The organism is Aquimarina amphilecti (assembly GCF_900109375.1).
Lineage (GTDB): Bacteria > Bacteroidota > Bacteroidia > Flavobacteriales > Flavobacteriaceae > Aquimarina > Aquimarina amphilecti.
Map to the genome: position 1 here is coordinate 358507 of NZ_FOAB01000005.1, position 21109 is coordinate 379615.

At 34.2% G+C, this 21109-nt stretch carries 19 protein-coding genes; 17 read left to right on the forward strand and 2 right to left on the reverse strand.

Translation table 11 applies throughout. The features are described 5' to 3' along the window. Positions 1-198 precede the first annotated feature (198 nt). The 3 genes from BMY33_RS14980 (at position 199) to BMY33_RS14990 (ending at position 4686) form a co-directional block, all read left to right on the forward strand. Positions 199-3429: a M14 family zinc carboxypeptidase gene (locus tag BMY33_RS14980; protein ID WP_091410071.1), complete on the forward strand. Its 3231-nt coding sequence runs from the start codon at positions 199-201 to the stop codon at positions 3427-3429. 422 nt (positions 3430-3851) lie between these two features. Then, entirely contained in the window at positions 3852-4280 is a 429-nt protein-coding gene (locus BMY33_RS14985; protein WP_091410072.1) for a TIGR02594 family protein, read from the forward strand. Then, entirely contained in the window at positions 4273-4686 is a 414-nt protein-coding gene (locus BMY33_RS14990; RefSeq protein WP_091410074.1) for a phage holin family protein, read from the forward strand. The genes BMY33_RS14985 and BMY33_RS14990 overlap by 8 nt, the downstream gene beginning before the upstream one ends. Before the next feature lie 205 nt (positions 4687-4891). Here BMY33_RS14990 and BMY33_RS14995 read toward each other — a convergent pair whose 3' ends face one another. Then, complete coding sequence (locus BMY33_RS14995; protein WP_091410075.1) at positions 4892-6652, reverse strand: aromatic amino acid hydroxylase; 1761 nt, start codon at positions 6650-6652, stop codon at positions 4892-4894. Positions 6653-6862: 210 nt separating this feature from the next. On the opposite strand from BMY33_RS14995, the gene BMY33_RS15000 reads away from it, so the two are divergent. After that, a complete protein-coding gene (locus tag BMY33_RS15000; protein WP_170837089.1) occupies positions 6863-8527 on the forward strand; it encodes a T9SS type A sorting domain-containing protein in 1665 nt (554 codons plus the stop codon). A gap of 5 nt (positions 8528-8532) precedes the next feature. Here the strand turns inward: BMY33_RS15000 and BMY33_RS15005 are convergent, their stop codons facing one another. Beyond that, the gene (locus BMY33_RS15005) at positions 8533-8961 is read right to left on the reverse strand and encodes an META domain-containing protein (RefSeq protein WP_091410078.1); all 429 of its coding nucleotides are present in this window, start codon (positions 8959-8961) and stop codon (positions 8533-8535) included. A gap of 145 nt (positions 8962-9106) precedes the next feature. On the opposite strand from BMY33_RS15005, the gene BMY33_RS15010 reads away from it, so the two are divergent. From BMY33_RS15010 to BMY33_RS15070, 13 genes are all read left to right on the forward strand, one after another. After that, positions 9107-9676: a TetR/AcrR family transcriptional regulator gene (locus BMY33_RS15010; protein WP_091410080.1), complete on the forward strand. Its 570-nt coding sequence runs from the start codon at positions 9107-9109 to the stop codon at positions 9674-9676. A gap of 78 nt (positions 9677-9754) precedes the next feature. Next, the gene (gene paaE / locus BMY33_RS15015) at positions 9755-10828 is read left to right on the forward strand and encodes a 1,2-phenylacetyl-CoA epoxidase subunit PaaE (protein ID WP_091410081.1); all 1074 of its coding nucleotides are present in this window, start codon (positions 9755-9757) and stop codon (positions 10826-10828) included. A gap of 66 nt (positions 10829-10894) precedes the next feature. Beyond that, complete coding sequence (gene paaA / locus BMY33_RS15020) at positions 10895-11851, forward strand: 1,2-phenylacetyl-CoA epoxidase subunit PaaA (RefSeq protein ID WP_091410083.1); 957 nt, start codon at positions 10895-10897, stop codon at positions 11849-11851. A gap of 61 nt (positions 11852-11912) precedes the next feature. Continuing rightward, positions 11913-12197 carry a 1,2-phenylacetyl-CoA epoxidase subunit PaaB gene (gene paaB / locus BMY33_RS15025; RefSeq protein WP_027395271.1) on the forward strand — a complete coding sequence of 95 codons (285 nt, stop codon included), beginning with the start codon at positions 11913-11915 and terminating at the stop codon, positions 12195-12197. A gap of 61 nt (positions 12198-12258) precedes the next feature. Next, positions 12259-13014, forward strand: a complete 756-nt coding sequence (paaC, locus tag BMY33_RS15030; protein WP_091410085.1) for a 1,2-phenylacetyl-CoA epoxidase subunit PaaC — start codon at positions 12259-12261, stop codon at positions 13012-13014. A gap of 66 nt (positions 13015-13080) precedes the next feature. Next, entirely contained in the window at positions 13081-13584 is a 504-nt protein-coding gene (gene paaD / locus BMY33_RS15035) for a 1,2-phenylacetyl-CoA epoxidase subunit PaaD (protein WP_091410086.1), read from the forward strand. A 30-nt stretch (positions 13585-13614) separates the two neighbouring features. Continuing rightward, positions 13615-14394 carry an enoyl-CoA hydratase-related protein gene (locus BMY33_RS15040; protein WP_425284227.1) on the forward strand — a complete coding sequence of 260 codons (780 nt, stop codon included), beginning with the start codon at positions 13615-13617 and terminating at the stop codon, positions 14392-14394. A 3-nt stretch (positions 14395-14397) separates the two neighbouring features. Beyond that, positions 14398-15600, forward strand: coding sequence for a 3-hydroxyacyl-CoA dehydrogenase NAD-binding domain-containing protein (locus BMY33_RS15045; RefSeq protein WP_091410090.1), 1203 nt, complete (start codon positions 14398-14400; stop codon positions 15598-15600). 11 nt (positions 15601-15611) lie between these two features. Continuing rightward, on the forward strand, positions 15612-16019 hold the full coding sequence (locus BMY33_RS15050) for a PaaI family thioesterase (RefSeq protein WP_091410332.1): 408 nt from the start codon (positions 15612-15614) through the stop codon (positions 16017-16019). Positions 16020-16045: 26 nt separating this feature from the next. Beyond that, entirely contained in the window at positions 16046-16594 is a 549-nt protein-coding gene (locus tag BMY33_RS15055; protein ID WP_091410092.1) for a hypothetical protein, read from the forward strand. Between the two features lie 6 nt (positions 16595-16600). After that, positions 16601-17812, forward strand: coding sequence for a 3-oxoadipyl-CoA thiolase (locus BMY33_RS15060; protein ID WP_091410094.1), 1212 nt, complete (start codon positions 16601-16603; stop codon positions 17810-17812). A gap of 3 nt (positions 17813-17815) precedes the next feature. Beyond that, positions 17816-20314 (forward strand): phenylacetic acid degradation bifunctional protein PaaZ, encoded by a 2499-nt coding sequence (gene paaZ, locus BMY33_RS15065; RefSeq protein ID WP_091410096.1) that lies wholly within the window; start codon positions 17816-17818, stop codon positions 20312-20314. A gap of 22 nt (positions 20315-20336) precedes the next feature. After that, a complete protein-coding gene (locus BMY33_RS15070; RefSeq protein WP_091410097.1) occupies positions 20337-21089 on the forward strand; it encodes an enoyl-CoA hydratase/isomerase family protein in 753 nt (250 codons plus the stop codon). Positions 21090-21109: the final 20 nt, after the last annotated feature.

Genomic DNA, 21109 nt, shown 5'->3' on the forward strand with positions numbered 1-21109 from the left:
TGACTTATAATATTATAATGTAAAAAGTATTTTTTGATAGTTAATCTATTGATAAAATGGGGTATTAGGCTGTAAAAAGATCTCGTATTATAACCTTTTTTTGATGTTTTTTTAACTTATCTTTATAACTATTAAAACCAATTTAACTATAGACTTCTACTTAACCAAAGTAAGTCTTACACAAATACTCTTAAAACCATGAAGAACAAACGTATGTTTGCCCTATGGATCTATCTGATTCTAGGTGTATCGCTATTTGCACAGCAAACTCAAAAAGAACAGGCTAATGAATATCTAAACCTCAAAGGAGAGGTAATATTTGATATAGTTATAAGTAGTCCCGCACAATTACAAACCTCTACAGAAGGATTGTCTATTGTTCATTATGATGAAGTAACAGGTATTGTTAAGCTAATGGCTAACAAAACTCAATTTGATCAGTTTTTGGAAAAAGATATTCCTTTTACTACAACTGAGGATGATAATATCATTGGGTATAGAACAATGACATCAGATCTTTTAGTAAAAGCTGCTACATATCCTTTAACAGCGTACCCAACATATACTGATTATGTAAGTATGATGAATGATTTTGCAACTAATAATCCAACTATATGTCAAGTTGAGAATATTGGAGCTACTACGGAGGGAGATAAAGCATTACTTTTTGTTAAGTTGTCTGACAATGTTGGTGCAAACGAACAAGAACCACGCGTTATGTATACTTCTTCTATGCATGGAGACGAGATTGCGGGATACCCAATGATGCTTAATCTTATTGATTTTTTGTTAACAGCGTATAACGACACCTCACATCCAAGGCATCTAGAGATCAAACAGCTTCTAGATAATAATGAAGTGTGGATTAATCCATTAGCTAATCCTGATGGGACCTATAGAAATAGTACTAATAACACATCGGTTGCTAATGCTACTCGAGGTAATGCTAATAATGTAGATCTTAATCGTAATTATCCAGACCCAGATGATGGTGCTAATCCAGATGGTAATAGTTATCAACTAGAAACACAGCATTTTATGAATTTTGCAGCATCAAAACATTTTGTATTATCTGCTAATTTTCATGGAGGAATTGAGTTAATTAATTATCCTTGGGATACCTACGCGGGAGCGCATCCGGATGAAGATTATTTCGTTCATGTATCCGAGGAATATAGAGATTTTTGTCAGCAAAATAGTCCAAATGGGTATTTTGATGCGTTAAACAATGGTATTACTAATGGGTACGATTGGTATGAAGTGCAAGGAGGAAGACAGGATTATCAAATACATTTTCATAAAGGAAGGGAATTAACAGTCGAACTTTCTAACGCAAAAACTCCCGCAGCGAATCAATTAGTCAATTTTTGGAACTACAATCAAGAAGCGCTTATTGGTTTCTTAAAGCAAGTAAATTATGGAATACGTGGTGTAGTTACTGATGCTAATACCAATCAACCGATTTATGCTAAAGTAACTGTTGTAGGAAAAGAAGCGTACGAAACATGGACGCCAACTGAACTGCCGGAAGGGGATTATTATAGGCCGATTAAAGCTGGTACCTATACACTTCTTTATGAAGCAGAATGTTATGAGTCAAAAACTGTAGCAGGAGTTGTGATCACCGATGATCAATCAGTAATACAAGATGTGCAATTAACTCCGATAGGAGCGGCAGCCCCTACAGGGTTAGCAGTTTCTTCTGTGCAGGCGTCTAGTGCCGATTTAAATTGGTCGGGTAGTGCGGGAGCTTCTTTTGATGTTAGGTATCGAGAAATTGGAACTGCTAATTGGACAGTAGTTTCAGTAAATACAGATACTACTAATCTTGTTGGTTTAACTACAGAAACTACTTATGAGGCTCAAGTTCGTAGTATATGTTCAGGAACAATAGTGTCTCCTTATAGTAGTTCAGTGTCTTTTACGACAACAGCTGTACCTGCTTGTGCAGGAGTTAATACATTTCCTTATGCAGAAGGTTTTGAATCTAATATTGGTGTTTGGACCAACTCTATTGATGATGATATTAATTGGGTTAGAGGTAGTAATGGAACACCTTCTAGTGGTACAGGACCATCCTCTGCTCAGGAAGGTTCGTTCTATATGTTTACCGAAGCTTCTGGTAATGGCAGCGGATACCCCGGAAAAATAGCATTATTTGATAGTCCTTGTATCGATTTGGCAGTGCTAACCGGTGCGACCTTAGAATTTGGTTATCATATGAATGGAACTAATATGGGCTCTTTAGAAGTGTTAGTTAGTGTTGATGATGGATCAAGTTATGCTTCACTTTGGAGTATAAATGGAAGTCAGGGAGATCAATGGAATCAGGCTTCGGTAGATATTTCTGCATATGCTGGTTCGGTAATGCAACTTAGGTTTAAAGGGGTTACAGGGAATGGATTTCGAAGTGATATAGCGATCGATGATTTTAAAATTATTTCTACAACACCTGACACTCAGGCTCCATCAGTGCCAACTAATCTATCAGTATCTAACATTACCGGAACAACGGTTGATTTGTCTTGGAATACATCAACAGATGATATTGGTATCTCTGAATATGAAATTTATCAAGGGACAACTTTAGTTACTACTTCAGCGGTTGCAAGTACTACCGTTAGTGGATTAAATCCTGATTCAGAATATACATTTTTTGCTGTAGCAAAAGATGCTGCAGGCAATAGCTCTTTAGCAAGTAATTCTGTGACTTTTACTACAACAGGAGTTGTAGTTACATATTGTAGTAGTCAAGGTAATAATGTGAATGATGAGTATATTGATTATGTTAATATAGGAGGGATTGATAATACATCTGCAGCTAACAGCGGATATACTGATTACACAAGTCAATCGGGTACGGTGTCTTATGGACAAAATACAATTATACTAAGTCTTAATTATACAGGAACTGTATATACTGAATATTGGAATGTTTGGATAGATTATAATCAAAATGGAACTTTTGAAGGTTCAGAATTGATAGTTTCAGAATCTACACGTAGTGACGCAAATCAATCATATGATTTTACCGTACCTTCTAGTGCTTTGTCAGGAACAACAAGAATGCGTGTAACTCTAAAATATAATGCCGCTGCTACTCCTTGTGAGATTTTTACATATGGTGAAGTAGAGGATTATACGATAAATATTGGTGGCGTAACTGCTTCAAGAGCGAGTGTTGTTAGTTTAAGCTTTAAGGAAGCAATTAGGATATACCCTAACCCTGTTAGTCAAGGGGTTTTATTCGTTAAAGGTGTTTCTGATGATGAAGCAAAAATTACCATTTATAATTATGCCGGACAGAAAGTTATAAATACTAAAATTAATAACGGCAATGTAGATGTGAGCGGTTTGTCTAGTGGATTGTATCTTTTGCAAGTAGGAAACGATAATGATAAAAAAATGAAAAGATTTGTAGTTCAGTAACTATAGTTTTTAAATAATAAAACAATTAATTTTTAGAAGGTTGAATTTAAGGTGTTTTCTCACCAAGAATTCAGCCTTTTTTACTCCCGTAGTTGCAGTAATAGACGGTTAAAAATCGTTATTAATTCCCTGTATTTTCGTATATTTATATATGCTTTTCAACGCACTTAAGTTGTTGGTTTTTATAAAGAATTAATAGGAAAAGTGCAATAACAGTTTGCTATAATTATGTGCAAAAAAAGAAGTGAATTTTTAGGCTCCTGCAGGTTTATAATTAAGCCAGAAAACTTCAACTTTTTAGTACACTTAATCAAACTCTATATGATTAATCAAATTCAGAAACAATATTAACAAGTTTAGTGACTTGGTTTATTTTTTTGGATGAAACAATTCTTGTAGAGGGAATCAAATTTTTTTAACGTATGAATATTTTAGAAATGGCGCTATCTCAGTATGGCGTTACAGAGATTAATGGTTCTAAAGATCACCCACAGATCCTTTCTTATTTTAATGAAATTGGCCTTGATGGTGCTCAATTGCATAATGAAACTGCTTGGTGTAGTGCATTTGCTAATTGGGTGGCAAAAAAAACTGGACATTCTTATTCAGGAGAACTTAATGCTCGTAGTTGGCTCAATGTAGGTGAATCTACAGATGCTCCTGATGCTGGTGATGTTGTGATTTTATGGCGAGAAAAACCGTGTAGCAGAAAAGGTCATGTGGGGTTTTTTATTAAAGAGACTAGAGGGTTTGTTTATGTTCTAGGCGGGAATCAAAATAATAGAGTGTGTATAAGAGCATACCCTAAAAATAGAGTATTGGATTATAAAAAATTAATAAAACATGGATAAAATTATAACTATGGGGTTTTGGTTGCTTACGATTCTTTCACCAGTTAACGGAGTAATGATAACAATGGTCTTCTTGATTTTGGTGGATTTTATTACAGGTTCATATGCGGCTTATAAAAATAAAATTCCAATAAGTAGTGAAAGAATTGGTAATACGATTTCTAAGTTTTTTATATATAACTTAGTAATTCTTGCATCATTTTTATTAGAGGAATTTATTGTTAATGAAGTTCCTTTTCTTAAGATAATAGCAGGTTTTATAGCTATTACAGAGATAAAATCTATTTTAGAAAACTTCAATAAAATTTATGGACTTGATCTTTTTAGAGCTTTGATTAGTTTGTTAAAATCTGGAGATCTTTCAGATACTATACTTGCTATCTCAAAAGAAGGGAAAAATAAATAGATAAATAGAATGCTATCCACTGGTTGTTTTCTCCATTAAAATTATATTATAGACCATTTAGGTAAGATTTTTGAAACCAGGTTATTGGTTACAAGAAAAATCACTCAGTAATTTTTTAAATCAGGAAAATAATCAGTGGATAGCAAATTTTATGAAAGACAATTCTCTTGTACGAATATTATTGTGAAGTTAGTTTGAAAAAAAATCAAATAGCTAAAGAATTCTGATTAATGATTTCAACTCCACTGTTAATTAAATGTTTTATACCTGGTTTTATCTTTTTAATCTGTTCTAAATGCTTCAAAATTATATTAGCGAAATCAACGTCTTTGTTATAAACTAATTCATAAATTTCAATAGGTAATAACCAATCTTCCGAATGATCTTTCTTTATGATGTCAAATACTGCTTCTAACGAAAATTTAGTATTCTCTCCGTTTCTTATATTTTTAACAGCTTGATATAATGAATGTAACTCTTGTTTTTCCGGAGAGTAAGTTTTTTTGATTGTATCCATATCTGGATTATGGGTGATCATATCAAATGAATAATCGTCAGCCGGTCCTGAGAATGCAGATACAATCTCTTTTCCGACAGCTAAATCAAAAGTCCCCCATTCAGGTTTGAATAGATATTCGTTTTTATATTTAATAGTACACTCTTTAAACTGAATGAGAATAAGTTCACCCTTTATGTTTCTCATTCCAGTAATATTTATTCCGGCAATTGTAATACCGCTTTCAAACTCGAATTCTATATACTCTCCATCATAAAAATTATAGGCCTTTAGATCTCTTGGCGACATGTTTTCTATGGCTAGATTGATACCTTTTAGCTTGCCTAAAGGTGATCTAAATCCATTCGGGTGTATGTCGATACCTTGTCCGATCAATTCCTTTTCTCTAAATGATAGTGCTGTCGGGCCTTCGGTTTCAAAATAAATTACCTCATTATCTTCGTTCTTGATCATTCTGGTAAATATTCCAGAAACCTGTAAACCAGTACTTAGCTCAATGGTTCCTAAGTTTTGAGACTCAATAAGTTTTCCGAGTCCGCGATGTCCTCCTTTTCTTAAGGCCATAGTATCTGCAAATTCTTCTAATACTTGACATAGATAAGCAAAATCAGGAGTAACAAATAGTTGAGGTTGAGGTTTGGTAATGTCAAAATCACGAAATGCAGCATCAGGAGTATAGGGTAGTTTTTCTACATTATCCGTCATACACCACTCGCTTTCTCCTATGGATGAGAGCAATCCGGCACCATAAATTTTTGGATCTTCTACGCTTCCGATGAGTCCATATTCTACAGTCCACCAATGTAAATTACGAATTAAAGCCATTTCCGAGGGTTCAGATTTTTGATTTTGTAATTCATTTACTTTGTTTTCTGCATTCTGTATAGTTATCGGATCAGTGTCTGGAGATTCTTTTAGTATTGAGAGTGTACGAACAGCGTCGTACATATCATAGTCTTTCTTAGAAGAAATAGCTTTACATCCAATTTTTCCAAAACGCCGCAAGTATTCTGCATAATCAGGATTGGCAATAATTGGTGCATGTCCCGCCGCTTCATGGATGATATCTGGAGCTGGAGTGTATTCTATGTTCTCTAATTGTCTTATGTCTGATGCAATAACTAGAATGTTATATGCTTGAAACTCCATAAAAGCATTTGGAGGAATAAATCCATCAACCGCAACAGCTGCCCATCCAATTTCTTTCAGTATTCTATTCATTCCATACATACTTGGAATTTCGTCAATAGAAATTCCTGTTTTTTCTAGACCTTTTAAATAGGATTTATGTGCCACTTTACTTAAAGAGACTATATTTTTGCGCATCACATACCTCCATACAGCTTGATCAATTGCAGTGTATTCATCATAGTTTTGAGGTTTGATAAATTGCTTTAAATGAGGAGGTAATCTGTCAAGTAAAGGATTGGATTCTATTTGTAATGGCATTTCTAAATCAAATTTTTGGTGCTAATTTCTTGATGGTGAAAAGTACTGGTTTTAATGCTAAGATTAGAATTAATTAACTAATTTTGTTTACGTAGTGTAGGGTTTTAAGCAAATATGCTGTTATTATTACAAGTGGATTATTTGATTTTTTATCTCGCCGAAAGTAATAAATTTTAAAATTAGACCAATTTAATAGATCATATGGATATTATGAAAAAACTTGTTTTTTATCTTCTAGTATTAGTTTTTAATGTTACGATCTTTGGTCAAGTAACTAATGAATTTCCTAAGAGTTCCGACCTAGATCTTAGTAAAACAATACGTGAAATTAAGGTGCCATCTGTTGTGATGCCAAATTTTGATTTCCAAAAATTAAAAGAAGAGGATGAAATCAATGATAAAGATAAATCCAAAATTTATAGATTTGGTCATGAGTTCAAAGTTGATCTAGGTATTACAAATTCAGGTCTATGGAGCGAGCTTCCTAATGGTGATAGAATCTGGAGAATAAATATTATTTCAGAAGGTGCTAATACGCTGAATTTTGTTTTTAATTCTTTTAAAATGCCTGAAGGTGGTAAGGTGTATTTGTATAACGAGGAAAAAACTTTTCACTTAGGTGCGTATACAGACAAGATGAATAATACTGATGAGACAATTGGTACTTGGCTTGCTGATGGAGAAAGTATAATAATTGAGTACTATGAGCCAAATGCGGTAAAGGGGAAAGGTAAGTTGAATATAGGTTCTGTTGTTCATGGGTACAGAAGTGTAAGTAACTTTAAAGCATTTCAAAAAGATTTAAATACATCGGGTAATTGTAATCAAGATGTTAATTGTCCTGTAGGATCAGATTTTGATAGTTTAAAAGATATTATCAAAAAAGCTGTTGGGATTACTCTCGTTGGAAATAGCGGATTTTGTACAGGAACCTTAATTAATAATACTAGTAATGATAAAGCTCCATATTTTCTTACAGCAAATCATTGCGGAACGGCAAATGCTAATTGGGCTTTTCGGTTTAATTGGATAAGTACTAATGCAGTATGTGCAACAACAGAAAACAGTACAGACAACGGTCCGTCAAATTACTTTCAAACCACTAGTGGCGCTATTTCTAGAGCTATTAATCCAGAATCCGATGTGCAGCTTGTCGAAATTACAGGTGGGTTAGATGAAGATTGGGATATTGATTGGGCTGGTTGGGATAGAACTGGTAATACTCCAAGTTTTGTTGTTGGGGTTCATCACCCAGATGGAGATATAATGAAGGTGTGTAGAGAGAATGTAAGTCCAACCATCGCTGATAATGTAAATATAGGAGGTATACCTGATCCGGTTGATACTTGGAGAGTGGATGATTGGGATTTGGGTGTTACTGAGGGAGGTTCTTCCGGTTCTGCTATTTTTGATCCTTCGGGTAGAATTGTTGGACAACTTGCTGGAGGAGGTGCTGCTTGTTCTGGAACAAATGATAATGGGGCGCCTGATTTTTATGGAAGGTTTAGTATTTCTTGGGATTTTGGAACTACAGATGGTACTAGATTGTCAAACTGGCTTGATCCAGAAAATACAGGAAGAACAACACTTAATGCACTTTCTCAAGGAGATGATCCAGGAGATGGAGGTGGAGGAACTCCAGAAGAAGTTGTTCTTTTTCCTAATCCGACAGAAGGTATTTTAATGATTTCTGATGGAGATGAAAGTGAATTCAGTTATATGGTTTTTGATATATTCGGACAATTAGTTTTAGAAGGACAAACAGGAGAGGATAGAGAGATCGATTTGTCTTCAGTGTCTTCGGGGATGTATTTTGTTTGTATGGAAAACCTTTCGGTTGGAGGTAGTTTTACTAAAAAAATAATAGTTAGATAACAGGTTTAAGAAGTTTTTTCGGCGATGAGAATTTTCTGATTATTTTGATTAGTTAAATATAGGATGTTTCCTTCCAGTTTTTGATTTTTCTCTTCCGAGAAAATCTTAAAAAAATCTTTTTCAATGTTACTAGTTTCTTCACAATATATCTTAGTACCAATTGGGAATCCAGTGGTTAGAGAATTTTCTTCTATGTTATATTCGCAAGAATAAGAATTACACCCAGCAAAACCAGAAATTGTCTTTTTAGTAGGATTAAATATTAAAGTAAGTTTGTGTTTAGAAACATCAACTCCATAAAGCGAGGTTACTAAATAAGTACCTTTAGGTTTTGATTGAACTACAGTTTCAGTGTCATTAGAGTTAACAGCATTCATAGTATTGCAGTTACCAAATAATAAAAGAGAAATTAAAAATAAACCTGCATATTTCATAATAAGTTGGATTTAATAAAGAACATTAAAGAAATGTAGTAATTTTTCGAATATAACAAATTTATCATATTTTAGTCTTTAATCTCTAAAAGAAGGGTTTTGTTAGAGATTAAGGTTTTTTATCAATATGTAAACCCCATTTTCAATGAAACCAGAAAGTAGAAAGCAAGAAATTGTAAACGCCGCGGCTATTCTTTTTAAAGAAAAGGGGTATAGTGCTGTTACAATGAGAGATTTGGCAACCGCAATGGGGATCAAAGCCGCTAGTTTGTATAATCATATTCAATCTAAACAAGAAATCTTATCTACAATTATTATTGAGCTTGCCGAGGAATTTACCACAGGAATGAATCTAATAGTTAATTCTGATCAAAGCGCAATCAGAAAGTTAGAAAATATAATAAGTCTTCATATTGATGTTACTTTACGGAATGCTGATGGGTTAGCATCACTTAATAATGATTGGATGCATTTGGAGGAAGAGAATCTCTTGTCTTTTGAGAAAATGCGAAATGATTATGAAGAAAATTTTAGACAGATTGTTCGAAAAGGAGTGGATGCTAAAGAGATCAAATCTAATAATATTGAAATCATTGTTTTCTCTACATTATCTACCTTAAGAACACTTTATTTATGGTATCCAAAACAAAAAAATATTGATGCAGGGATACTTAAAAAAGATATGATTGCGGTATTACTGCAAGGTGTAGTTTAAAATTAACACTTAATTAATTGCTTATCAAACTAACAATTGTTAGTTTTGTTCTACTATAACGTTATAGTGTAATATTTCATGAGCGATTTTCATACCATAAAAATAGCGGAAGTTCTTAAAGAAACTAAGGACTGTACTTCAATAACTTTTGATATTCCTCAAAATCTAAAAGAAGAATTCGCATATAAACAAGGTCAGTATTTAACTTTAAAAACAGTGTTGAATGGACAAGAAGTAAGGCGTAGTTATTCCTTATGTTCAAGTCCTATTGATGATAAATGGAAAGTAGCAGTTAAAAGAATAGATGGAGGGTTGTTTTCTAATTATGCTTGTAATGTATTAAAGGCTGGCGATGAATTAGAGGTGCTACCTCCTAATGGAGGTTTTTTTACAGAAGTAGATCCAACCGCATCTAAAAACTATATTGTTTTTGCTGCAGGTAGTGGGATTACTCCAATTCTTTCCATTATAAAAACCCATTTGGCTTTAGAACCTAATAGTACATTCAAGTTATTTTACTTGAATCGCACTGTTAAATCTATTATCTTTAAAGAAGAGATAGAAGCGCTTAGAAATACATATTTTGGAAGGTTTGAAATATTTTATTTCTTAACGAAAGAACACAGAGATATACCATTGTTAAATGGGAGATTTACATCAGAAAAGTTGAAGGAACTTTCTAATAAAATTATTAATGTTTCAGAGGTGGATGAGTGTTTTATTTGCGGTCCAGAAGAAATGATTTTCTTGATTAGAGATGAACTAGTTAATGCTGGATTATCTAAAGATAATATTCATTATGAGTTGTTTTTTTCTGGTGCTACCGAAGAAGATAAAAAAAGAGCTGCAATAGCTATAGAGCATAAGTTTGAAGGGACTGAAGTTACTATTATTGATGGAGGTAAAGAATTTCATTTTGGAATGGATGACGACTATGATAACATCCTAGATGGAGCTTTAGCTGCTGGAGCCGACCTTCCTTTTGCTTGTAAAGGTGGTGTCTGTAGTACTTGTAAATGTAAATTGATAGAAGGAGAAGTAGAGATGAAAATAAATTATGCACTCGAGGAAGATGAAGTAGCTAAAGGGCTAGTGCTATCTTGTCAGGCAGTGCCAACTACGGAAAAAGTAGTAGTTGATTTTGACGTGTAATCAGAATATGTTATAATTCTGAGAAGTAAGCTGAACTCCGTTTCAGAATAATAAAACTCCAATATTATGAGTGAAAAAGAAATAAAAAATCTGGAAGAACTTTTTGATCAAAGAATTGCCAGAGATGAAAAAATCGAACCTAAAGATTGGATGCCCGAAAAGTATCGAAAGACTCATATAAGACAAATATCGCAACATGCGCACTCAGAAATAGTAGGAATGTTACCAGAAGGTAATTGGATATCTAGAGCTCCATCTATGAGACGTAAAGTTGCATTGTTGGCTAAAGTACAAGATGAAGCTGGACATGGATTATACTTATATAGTGCTTGCGAAACTTTAGGGATTTCTAGAGAAGAATTATATGAACAACTACACTCTGGGAAAGCTAAATATTCTAGTATTTTTAATTATCCTACTCTAACATGGGCGGACATAGGTGCAATTGGCTGGTTGGTTGATGGAGCAGCAATAATTAATCAGGTACCTTTATGTAGTACTTCATATGGTCCTTACGCAAGAGCAATGATCCGTGTTTGTAAAGAAGAAAGTTTCCACCAACGTCAAGGGTATGAAATTATGATGACATTGGCTAAAGGGACGCCAGAGCAAAAAGAGTTGGCTCAGGATGCTTTAAATAGATGGTGGTGGCCATCCCTTATGATGCTTGGTCCTAGTGATGCAGAATCTGTGCATACAGAACAATCCATGAAATGGAAGTTGAAACGTAAAACCAATGATGAACTTCGTCAACAATTTATTGATCAAACTGTTCCTCAGGCAGATCTTATTGGTCTTACTGTTCCTGATCCAAATTTGAAATGGAATGAGGAAAAAAAGCATTATGATTTTGGGGATATCGACTGGGATGAGTTTTGGCAGGTAGTTAAGGGACATGGTCCTTGTAATAAGGAAAGGTTGTCGGCAAGAGTTAACGCTTGGGAAGAAGGAGAATGGGTACGTGATGCTGCTATGGCTTATGCCGAAAAACAACAGAATAATAAAATAAAGAAAGCAATTTAATAAATTCCTTATTACCTCATTTCTTTCTAGTAGAAGGTTTGGGAATAAGGGCATACTAATTATGAAAAAAAATTGGCCACTTTGGGAAGTCTTTGTAAGAAGTAAGAATGGTTTAGAGCACCGTCATTTTGGGAGTTTACACGCCGCAGATGAAGAAATGGCATTAGAAAATGCTAGAGATGTATATACTCGCAGAAGCGAAGGAGTAAGCATTTGGGTGGTGGAATCTAAGCATATAACTGCTTCCAATCCAGAAAATAATGGAGAATTGTTTGAGCCTGCTCAAGACAAAGTATATAGGCACCCTACTTTTTATACACTACCTGATGAGGTAAAACATATGTAGTGCGTAAAAGCATAATATATGTGTAAAATGGCAATTTGCTTAATTAATGCGATTTTTTAAAATGAAAAAAGAAAATTTAATTCAATATATCTACGGAATTGCTGATAATGCTTTAATCTTAGGACAGCGACTTTCTGAATTATGTGGGCATGGACCAAATTTAGAAACGGATATAGCATGTACTAATATAGCATTAGATTTATTAGGACAAACACGTTGTTATTATCAATATGCTGCACAACTTTCCGGGGATAAGGTAACAGAAGATGATATAGCTTTCTTGAGAACAGAAAGACAATATAAAAATGTACTATTGGTAGAACAACCAAATGTTAATTTTGGGTATGTTATTACTCGTCAGTTTTTTTATGATGTTTTTCATTTATTACTGCTAGAAGAGTTACAAAATAGTGATGATGAAATACTTTCTGCAATTGCAAAGAAATCAATAAAAGAAGTTAGTTATCATCAACGTTTTTCGTCTGATTGGATCAAAAGACTGGGAGATGGGACAGAGGTTAGTAGAAAGAAGGTTCAGGATGCTGTAAATGATCTTTGGAAGTTTACCGATGAATTATTTCATCTTACAGAAGATGATAAAAATATGCTTGAAAATGGTGTTGGAGTAGATGTTAGTCTCTTAAAAGAAAAATACTACCAAGTTATAAACGAAATTTTAGAAGAAGCGACTCTTATACCTCCTGAACTGAAATGGTTTAGAAAAGGAGGAAAAGAAGGGATCCATAGTGAACATATGGGATACCTCCTTTCAGATCTTCAATATATGCAGAGGACCTACCCAAATATGAAGTGGTGATCATATATTAGATATAATTCACGCAGTTAGTCAAAGGGTTGTTTTCAAAAGTAATTTTAAAGTAATATGACAATCACGTTAGAACAACATATTGATCCAAAATTATACGCGATTCTAGAGAAAGTAAGTGATCCTGAGATTCCCGTATTATCTATTATGGATATGGGCGTTGTACGATCTGCTAAAATCGTTGATGATACTGTGCTTGTTACTATTACTCCCACATATAGTGGGTGCCCAGCTATGGATGTTATAGGGGATGATATCGTAAGCGCTTTCCAAAAAGAAAAGATGAATGCTAAGGTTTCATTGGTGCTCTCTCCGGCTTGGACTACAGATTGGATTACACCTAGAGGAAGAAAAGCCCTTGAAGATTATGGAATCGCTGCTCCTTTAGAAGAAGAAGCTGATAAAGAAGTTTTATTAGGGAATAAGCGCATAGTAAAATGTCCTCAATGTGGATCGACAAATACAAATATGATAAGTCAGTTTGGATCTACTGCTTGTAAAGCATTATTTAAATGTGATGATTGTTTGGAACCTTTTGATTACTTCAAATGTTTAAAATAGAAATTTCAAATTTTAATTAAAGATATACTTGTGAATTCAATAGAATTAAAAATAGAAAATAATATAGCTAAGGTAACTTTAAATCGTCCTGAAACTTTTAATAGTTTCAATAGAGAAATGGCGTTAAAATTACAAAACACTTTGGATTCTTGTGAAAATAATGATGAGGTTAGAGCTATCATATTAACAGGTAATGGCAAAGCATTTTGTGCAGGTCAAGATTTAAAAGAAGTGACCTCTCCAGAACTAAATCCAGGCTTCAGAAAAATATTAGAAGAGCATTATAACCCAATAGTACAAAGGATAAGAAGTATAGAAAAACCAATTATTGCAGCTGTTAATGGAGTTGCAGCTGGTGCTGGTGCAAATATAGCTTTAGCTTGTGATATTGTTATAGCATCTGAGGCAGCAAGCTTTATTCAAGCATTTAGTAAAATTGGTTTAATTCCTGATAGTGCAGGAACTTTTTTTCTTCCAAGATTAATCGGCTTTCAGAAAGCATCAGCATTAATGATGTTAGGAGATAAGGTGACGGCTGATCAAGCCGAAGGGTTAGGAATGTTGTATAAGGTGTTTTCTGTAGATACCTTTGAAGAAGAGTCAATGAAATTAGCAATTAAAGTTGCTCAAATGCCAACAAAAGCTTTGGGACTTACTAAAAGGTTGTTAAACCAATCTATGGTAAACACATTGGATCAACAGTTAGAAATAGAATCTGATTTACAAATAGAAGCTGCAGAAAGTAACGATTATGCAGAGGGTGTAAATGCTTTTATAGAAAAAAGAAAACCTGTTTTTAAAGGAAATTAAGATATGATCGTAGGAGTAATAGGTTCTGGGACAATGGGCAGTGGAATAGCACAAGTAGCTGCTACTTCTGGATGCAAAGTAAAAGTATTTGACACAAAACAAGAAGCCCTTGATAAAAGCCAAAAAGGGTTAGAAAAAATTCTTTCTCGTCTTATAGAAAAAGGTAGAATTGATGAAGCAGAAAAGCAGCGCATACAAACTAATATTTCTTATGTCAATGAATTAAAAGACTTAGGTGATACGGATTTAACGATTGAGGCAATTATTGAAAATTTAGAAATCAAGAAAAAAGTATTTTCTGAGCTTGAAAAGTATGTTTCTGATGATGCTATTATTGCATCAAACACTTCTTCTTTGTCAATAGCTTCTATAGCATCTTCTTTACAAAAACCTGAACGTTGTATAGGAATTCATTTTTTTAATCCTGCTCCATTAATGAAATTGGTCGAAATAATACCGGCTGTACAAACCTCAGAGGAAGTAAAAAACAAAGTTGCGAACATAATAAAAGATTGGAAAAAGGTAGTTGCAATAGCAAAAGATACACCTGGTTTTATTGTCAATCGTGTAGCAAGACCTTTTTATGGAGAATCACTTCGTATATATGAAGAAGGGTTAGCAGATTTAGTAACAATTGACCATAGTTTGAAAGAATTGGGAGGTTTTAGAATGGGCCCTTTTGAACTGATGGATTTTATTGGGAATGATGTTAACTATACAGTTACAGAAACTGTATTCAAAGCGTTTTATTATGACCCTAGATATAAACCGTCATTTACTCAAAAAAGGTTATCAGAAGCTGGATATTTGGGAAGAAAATCTGGAAAAGGATATTATAATTATGACGAGCAAGGAAAAATAGTTTCCCAAAATATAAGTAGTTCGATAACTTCTAGTGGGGCAGAAAAACTATCTAAAGAAGAGCTTTCTCAGTATATTTTTAATCGTGTATTAGTAATGTTAATTAATGAGGCAGCAGATGCTTTGTTTTGGAATATCGCTTCGACAGAAGATATTGATAATGCAATGACCAAAGGAGTTAACTATCCTTATGGTTTACTAGCTTGGGCGGATAAAAAAGGAATCGATTGGTGTGTAAGTAAGTTAGATAAGTTATACAATGAATATCGAGAGGATAGATATCGTTGTAGCCCATTGTTAAGAAGAATGGATAGAGAAAATAGAACCTTTTTTCCAGCTAGTTGATTACTAAGATTATGATTGATACAAAAGAAATACCAAGTAAAATGCTAAGCCAAGACTCTTTTAGTCAATGGATGGGAATAGAGGTTTTACAAGTAGAAAAAGGAAGGTGTAAAGTAGGCATGACTATAAGAAAAGAGATGCTTAATAGTATGGGGAAAGCTCACGGAGGAATATCCTATAGTTTAGCAGATACTGCGTTTGGTTTTTCAGCTAATACACATGGTAAATATGCAGTTTCTATAGAAACTTCTATTAATCATATCGAAGCATTAGAAGAAGGTGATTATCTGACTGCTGAGGCAGTCACCGATATTGCTAAAACCAAAATCGGATTTAATATTGTTGAAGTCAAAAGAGGAGAACAGATTGTAGCTCTTTTTAAAGGAGTAGTATACAGAACCAATAAAGATTGGCAATAGTAACCAAAATTAATTAACACAAACCAATGAGAATTTTTTTAATAGCTATAATGTTTTTATCAGTTATTTCCTGTGGAAAGGAGAACAGATCAAAGAAAGAAACATTGAAAGGAACGGAACCAATTACTACGGAAACGGAAGAAAATAACTCAGAAGAACTTCAAGATGCATTAGGAGGTTTGTTTAATGATGAAATAGTGATGGAGATAGATGAAACAGTCTTTGTGGTTGATAATGGAACAAATCGCGCTAATGAAGATATGTCTGCGGGGATCATGAAAATGCTGGCACCACAACCATATGATGCATTCAAAGAGAAAATAATGAAAGAGCCAGAAGAACAAAATGGAGTAACTTCTTTAGGTGTAAAAGAGACTGAGATCGAAGGCAGAAAAGTACTTGTTCAAAAATCTATGACTTTAGACGAGACAGGTGATAAAATGATTATGATTATGTATGCTCTACCTGCAGGAGAAAAAACAATAATGATATCTTCTTATTTCATGGAAAAGGAAGAGTCTAAATATTTGCCACTTATAGAAAAATCTGTTGTAACAGCACAGCTGAAAAACTAATAATACATGAAAGAAGCGTATATAATAGATGGAGTTAGAACTCCAATAGGAAGTTATAAAGGAACATTATCTGCGATTAGAACAGATGATTTAGGGGCTTTAGTAATTAAAGAGTTAGTAAAGAAAAATCCGAATATCCCTAAGGAAGACTATGATGATGTGATTATGGGGTGTGCAAATCAGGCGGGAGAAGATAATCGAAATGTTGCTAGGATGTGTTCATTATTAGCAGGACTTCCATTTACAGTTCCCGGAGAAACTGTAAATCGTTTATGTAGTTCTGGACTCTCAGCAATAATCCATGCTAATAGAGCTATAAAAGCAGGTGATGGAGATCTTTTTATTTCGGGAGGAGTAGAAAATATGACACGTGGTCCGTACGTAATTGCTAAGCCTTCTTCTGCATTTGGTAATGATTCTAAAATGTATGATTCTAGTTTTGGATGGAGATTTGTAAATAAAAAAATGCAGGAATTATATGGTACGGACGGAATGGGTACTACGGCAGAAAATTTAGTAGAGAAGTATAATATTTCAAGAGAAGATCAAGATGCTTTTGCGTATTGGAGTCAAATGAAGGCTTCTAAATCCCAAGAATCGGGTAGATTAGCAAAAGAGATTTCAATAGTAGAAATTCCGCAACGAAAAAAAGATCCAATTCAGTTTTCTAACGATGAATTTATAAAGTCCTCAACTAGTAAAGAAGTTTTGGCAAAGCTTCGTCCTGCGTTCAGAAAAGACGGAAGCGTAACTGCAGGAAATTCCTCTGGTTTAAATGATGGGGCTGCAGCTACTATAATTGCTTCTGAAGATGCAGTTAAAAAGTATAATCTAAAACCTTTGGCAAGAATTGTAAGTTCTGCTGTAGTAGGAGTAGAACCAAGAATTATGGGAATTGGGCCTGTTCAAGCTTCTAATAAAGCATTAGAAAAAGCAGGAATCACAATGGATGATATTGATGTTATTGAACTTAATGAGGCTTTTGCTTCACAAGCCTTAGCTTGTATTAGAGAATGGGGGTTAAAAGATGATGATCCTAGAATAAACCCTAATGGAGGTTCTATAGCTATTGGACACCCTTTAGGAGTAACAGGAACCAGAATAGCATACTCAGCTGCTTTAGAATTGCAAGAACAAAATAAGCGCTATGCACTAATTACAATGTGTGTAGGTGTAGGACAAGGATATGCTTGTGTAATAGAAAACACAAATCTCTAATTTATGAAAACACTAGAAAGTTATATAAACGGGAAATGGACAACGGGTTCAGGAGATGGATTAATAATGCACGATGCGGTAACCGGAGACCCTATTGGATTGTCGACAACGGAAGGTTTGGATATTCCTGAAGTGTTACAATATGGGAGAACCAAAGGAGGAGAAATTCTAAGAAAAATGACTTTTCAGGAACGAGGAAACATGCTTAAATCTTTGGCTTTGTTTCTAACAAAAAGAAAAGAACAGTTTTATGAATTAAGTTATAGATCTGGTGCTACTCGTATAGATAGTTGGATTGATATAGAAGGTGGTTTTGGAAATCTTTTTGCGAATGCATCACTGCGTAAATTATTCCCAAATCAATCATACCATGTAGAAGGAGATCCAATTGATCTTTCGCGTGGAGGAAGATTTATGGCACATCATATTTTAGTTCCTAAAAAAGGAGTAGCTGTACATATTAATGCATTCAATTTCCCAATATGGGGAATGTTAGAAAAATGTGCCGTAAACTGGATGGCAGGTATGCCTGCAGTAGTATTGCCAGCACCCCAAACAGCTTATTTGACAGAGGCTGTAGTTAGGGTTATTGTAGATTCGGGAATTTTACCAGAAGGATCGTTACAATTGCTAAGTGGAATGACTAAAAATATTTTAGACACTGTAGGTTCCCAAGATATCGTAACTTTTACAGGTTCTGCGCATACAGGAAGAGTGTTAAAAGCGCATCCTAGATTGATAGAAGAATCAGTTCCGTTTACTATGGAAGCAGATTCATTAAATGCATGTGTTCTTGGAGAAGATGCAGTGCCTGGAACCCCAGAATTTGATTTATTTGTTAAAGAGGTTCGAAAAGAAATGACTGTTAAAACAGGTCAGAAATGTACCGCTATTCGTAGAATCATTGTACCATCAAAACTTGTTGAAGATGTACAGATAGCTTTAGGAAAGCAATTAGATAAAGTAACCATTGGAGATCCACGATTGAAAGAGGTTCGAATGGGAGCATTAGCCAGTAAACAACAAGTAGAAAGTTTTAGAAATAACGTTACTGAAATTGCCAAAACAGCTCAAATAGTTTATGGTGATTTAGATAAAATTGAAACAGTTGGAGCGGATGCTCAAAAAGGAGCATTTGTAAGCCCTATTTTAATGAGGCAAGACAATCCATTTCAATATACTGGTGTTCATGAGATTGAAGCCTTTGGCCCAGTGTCTACCATAATGCCTTATGATACATTAGAGGATGCAATTACTTTATCTCAGATGGGTAAAGGTTCTTTAGTTTCATCTATTTTTACATATGATGATCAGATTGCTAAAGAATATGTAGTAGGAGCGGCTTCTCATCACGGACGTATTTTGGTTGGTAATAGAGAAAATGCAAAACAAAGTACAGGACATGGTTCTCCATTACCAATGCTTACGCATGGTGGCCCAGGAAGAGCTGGAGGAGGAGAAGAAATGGGAGGAATGCGTGGTATTAAACATTATATGCAACGATGTGCAATACAAGGAACTCCAACAACTTTAACGGAGGTAACTGGAATTTATCAGGCGAATGCTAAATATAAAGAATCTGATAAACATCCATTTGCGTATCATTGGGAAGATATTCAACCAGGGATGTCACTCAAAACTCATAAGAGAACAATAACAGATACCGATATTATCAATTTCGGGAATTTAACTTGGGATCACTTTTATGCCCATACAGACATAACTTCCTTAGAGGGGAGTATTTTTGAAAAACGTACAGCACATGGATATTTTATTCTAGCAGCGGCAGCTGGATTGTTCGTGTATCCAAATAAAGGACCTGTTGCAGCTAATTATGGATTAGAAGAATGTAGGTTTTTAAGACCTATCTATCATAATGATACGGTATATGTTAGATTAACTTGTAAACAAAAAATAGATCGTGATCATCGAGGTAAAGAATTACCAAGTGGAATAGCAAAGTGGTTCGTAGAGGTATTTGATCAAGATGATGAATTGACCGCAATTGCTACAATTTTAACGATGGTACAAAAAAAATCACCATTTGTACAAGTAAATCGATCAAATATTAAGGGATATTTAACTCAGTTAAATGAAGACACTAAACCTAAATGGGGTTTGATGACTGCTCAACATATGTTAGAGCACGTAGAAAAAACAATTAGGATTGCCGCAGGAGAGATACAAGATTTTGATATTGCAACACCAGAACAATATTTAGAAAAGGTACAAGAGATGGTGTATAATCATAAACCAATGCCTAGAGGACATAATCATCCTTTGATGAAGGAAGGAATATTGGAAGATTTGATTCATGATGATTTAGAAACAGCGAAATCTAAGTTGCTAGAAGCAATGGATTCATTCGATGTATATTTTAAGGAAAACCCTGATGTGATTACTAAAAATGCTGTCTTTGGTGAAATGAACAAGTTTGAATGGGACTTATTAAATGTAAAGCATCTCAATCATCACTTTGATCAATTTGGATTATTAGATTAATTAAATAAAATTAAAATTTAGTTTGACACAACCATACGTAAACATAAATGTAGAAAATGGGGTAGGGACGATAGAGTTCTTTCATCCAGCACATAATTCATTACCAGGAGATATTTTAGCGAAGTTAGCTCAAACTATTACTGATGCAGGGAATAATGATGATATCAAAGTTATTGTTCTAAAAAGCGGAGGTGATAGAACATTTTGTGCAGGAGCAAGTTTTAAAGAATTGATAAATATTAATGATGCAGAAACTGGCAAGGTGTTTTTCTCTGGCTTTGCAAATGTGATTAATGCGATGCGTAAATGTCCGAAATTTATTATTGGGCGTATACAAGGTAAAACTGTTGGTGGTGGAGTTGGAGTAGCTTCGGCAACGGATTATTGTATGGCTACAAAGTTTGCTTCAATTAAATTAAGTGAACTAAATGTTGGCATAGGTCCTTTTGTAGTAGGTCCAGCAGTAGAACGTAAAATAGGATTGTCCGCAATGACACAAATAGCAATAGATGCTAATTCTTTTTATAATGCAGAATGGGCAAGAGATAAAGGGTTGTTTACAAAAGTTTTTGAGGATACAGAAACATTAGATGCAGAAGTAAAAGCATTTGCAGAACATTTATGTACGTATAACCCAGAAGCGATGGGAGATATGAAAAAAGCATTTTGGGAAGGAACAGAACACTGGGATACTTTATTAGGCGATAGAGCAATCATCAGTGGTAGACTAGTGTTAAGTGATTTTACTAAAGAAACTTTGAAACGGTTTAAATAAGTTTTTTCTATTCAGGATTA

Bases quoted from the DNA above. Each gene is read 5' to 3' on its own strand.
- BMY33_RS14990 (WP_091410074.1), top strand. From the start codon at position 4,273: ATGGATAAAATTATAACTATGGGGTTTTGGTTGCTTACGATTCTTTCA.
- BMY33_RS15045 (WP_091410090.1), top strand. From the start codon at position 14,398: ATGATCGTAGGAGTAATAGGTTCTGGGACAATGGGCAGTGGAATAGCA.
- BMY33_RS15005 (WP_091410078.1), bottom strand. From the start codon at position 8,961: ATGAAATATGCAGGTTTATTTTTAATTTCTCTTTTATTATTTGGTAAC.
- BMY33_RS15010 (WP_091410080.1), top strand. From the start codon at position 9,107: ATGAAACCAGAAAGTAGAAAGCAAGAAATTGTAAACGCCGCGGCTATT.
- paaA (WP_091410083.1), top strand. From the start codon at position 10,895: ATGAGTGAAAAAGAAATAAAAAATCTGGAAGAACTTTTTGATCAAAGA.
- paaD (WP_091410086.1), top strand. From the start codon at position 13,081: ATGACAATCACGTTAGAACAACATATTGATCCAAAATTATACGCGATT.
- paaZ (WP_091410096.1), top strand. From the start codon at position 17,816: ATGAAAACACTAGAAAGTTATATAAACGGGAAATGGACAACGGGTTCA.
- BMY33_RS15000 (WP_170837089.1), top strand. From the start codon at position 6,863: ATGAAAAAACTTGTTTTTTATCTTCTAGTATTAGTTTTTAATGTTACG.
- paaE (WP_091410081.1), top strand. From the start codon at position 9,755: ATGAGCGATTTTCATACCATAAAAATAGCGGAAGTTCTTAAAGAAACT.
- BMY33_RS14995 (WP_091410075.1), bottom strand. From the start codon at position 6,652: ATGCCATTACAAATAGAATCCAATCCTTTACTTGACAGATTACCTCCT.
- BMY33_RS15050 (WP_091410332.1), top strand. From the start codon at position 15,612: ATGATTGATACAAAAGAAATACCAAGTAAAATGCTAAGCCAAGACTCT.
- BMY33_RS15060 (WP_091410094.1), top strand. From the start codon at position 16,601: ATGAAAGAAGCGTATATAATAGATGGAGTTAGAACTCCAATAGGAAGT.
- paaC (WP_091410085.1), top strand. From the start codon at position 12,259: ATGAAAAAAGAAAATTTAATTCAATATATCTACGGAATTGCTGATAAT.
- BMY33_RS15055 (WP_091410092.1), top strand. From the start codon at position 16,046: ATGAGAATTTTTTTAATAGCTATAATGTTTTTATCAGTTATTTCCTGT.
- BMY33_RS14985 (WP_091410072.1), top strand. From the start codon at position 3,852: ATGAATATTTTAGAAATGGCGCTATCTCAGTATGGCGTTACAGAGATT.
- BMY33_RS14980 (WP_091410071.1), top strand. From the start codon at position 199: ATGAAGAACAAACGTATGTTTGCCCTATGGATCTATCTGATTCTAGGT.
- paaB (WP_027395271.1), top strand. From the start codon at position 11,913: ATGAAAAAAAATTGGCCACTTTGGGAAGTCTTTGTAAGAAGTAAGAAT.